General features: G+C 47.6%; 1 protein-coding gene. It reads right to left on the bottom strand.

What is annotated here, in order from left to right; all coding sequences use genetic code 11:
- Nucleotides 1–36: 36 nt before the first annotated feature.
- Nucleotides 37–1329 (bottom strand): group II intron reverse transcriptase/maturase, encoded by a 1293-nt coding sequence (gene ltrA / locus AB4167_RS07690; protein ID WP_372136373.1) that lies wholly within the window; start codon nt 1327–1329, stop codon nt 37–39.
- Nucleotides 1330–1877: the final 548 nt, after the last annotated feature.

The raw sequence follows: 1877 nt of genomic DNA, 5'->3' as shown, positions 1-1877 counted from the left end.
AATCGAGTAGGAGGAGGCCTCACGGCCTCCGTCCTCTCACACCACCGTACAAGCGTGGGTCGCATACGGCGGTTCCGAATATATTTTCAGTGACTCATACCCATCTCTTAGTGAGTACAGCCCCAACCCCTCGAACCATTTTATTGGCATGGCGTGATTAACCTGTGGCGTTGAAGCTAGATGCCACCAACCCTTATCTGACATCGCTAGCTTCCACGCATTACGCTCCGTTACACCTTGTCGCTGTAACCATATCGCTATGCTGTGTCTGCGTTTGCGCTGCTTTAGTCGGTAGCACCTTAATCTACGCCGTATCCATTCGTCTAAGCGCTGCATTGCACTTTTACTAACAGTAAGCTTGAAGTAGTGTTGCCATCCTCTTAGATATTGAGTTAACTCCGTGATTATCACCTGTAACTCTCGTCCTCGATTTCGCTTCGTTATCTGACGTACTCGCTTCTTCATTTGAGCTTGTGCCGTCTTCGATATCCCGATTCTTCCGTCTATCTGGAAGCGGTGGCTTAGGTAAGTTCGCTTTGTCACTCTCGTTGCTGCACTTTTCTTACGGTTTACCGTCAGCTTTAGTTTCTGCTCCAAGAACTCCGTTATCGACTCTCTGACTCGATGAGCGGCTTCCTCACTACGCACGTAGATTTGACAGTCATCTGCATATCGACAGAACTTATGCCCTCTACGCTCTAGCTCTTTATCCAGTTCATCTAATACAATATTTGATAGTAGCGGAGATAATGGCCCACCCTGGGGTGTGCCTCGTTGTCTCTGCTCAACTAGTCCATGTCGCATTATGCCTACCTGTAGGTATGACCTAATTAGCTTTAACACGCGTTTATCAGCAATATCTTGTGACAGCCTGTGCATTAGCCTATCGTGATTCACTGTATCGAAGTATTTTGCTAGGTCGATATCTACTACATAACCTCGACCCTCTCGGATGTAGCGACTGGCGGCCGACAATGCATGGTGCGCACTGCGGTTGGGTCTAAACCCGTAACTACTGTCGGAGAACTTCGGCTCATAGATACATGACAGCACTGATGTGATTGCCTGTTGGACTACCCTATCAAGGACTGTTGGGATACCTAATTGCCTTACGCCACCACTAGCTTTGGGGATTTCTACACCAAGAACAGGTTGAGGTTGATAGCTTCCATCCAGAAGACTCTGGCGAAGCTCTTGCCCGTTTGATGCCTGTCGAAGTCTTGAGATAGTGGCGTTGATGTCGAGCTTGTCGACTCCTGCACACCCTTTGTTCTTCTTCACGCGTCTAAGAGCTTGATTCAAATTGGTTGAGGAGCAGATTTGCTCCATCAACGAAGTTGAGGTCACCAAGACTCGCCCTCCTGTCTACGCCGACCATGCTTGTCATTCTTCGTATCCATGAGCTTTACTTGCGGTATTGCCCTTTGGGACGTAGAGATGAATTTCATCTTGCTATGACTCCACATGATTGAGTGTCTAGTGACTGCTTCTTGATATATTCAGTTCAGGCCTTCCTTTGAGTTGTACATTCTCAAAGTACTATGCCTTCTGCTGACTTCTTATTGCTCATCACACAACATCACTGCTGTATTAGTCTCTATTGAGACAAACCATAAGATCTCCCGAGGTAAGACGTTGTTCTTTCCCTTGGCTGTGCCTGATTTACCACTACACACTTCCCGTCGAGGCATTGGGCTATTCTATCTATGGCTAGGTTGCCCAAGTTGTAATGGCCTACTATCAGATTTCTGTTCGTCACAACCAAGTTTTGCCATTTGCTTCCTTCAGATTTCACCTCACGGTGAACACCCTTGCATAGGCTAACGGTTCTCGCTCGACTGAGCCCGTAGAGGACTTTCACCTCCTAGATCAACGCC

Origin of the sequence: Vibrio sp. 10N.286.49.E11 (genome assembly GCF_041469505.1) — a bacterium.
In the GTDB taxonomy this organism is placed as follows: domain Bacteria; phylum Pseudomonadota; class Gammaproteobacteria; order Enterobacterales; family Vibrionaceae; genus Vibrio; species Vibrio crassostreae_C.
Note: the sequence above shows the minus strand (reverse complement) of the source record. Positions and strands in the feature narration are given on the sequence as shown.

Coding starts and splice junctions, on each gene's coding strand:
- ltrA (WP_372136373.1), bottom strand. CDS start 1,329: ATGGAGCAAATCTGCTCCTCAACCAATTTGAATCAAGCTCTTAGACGC.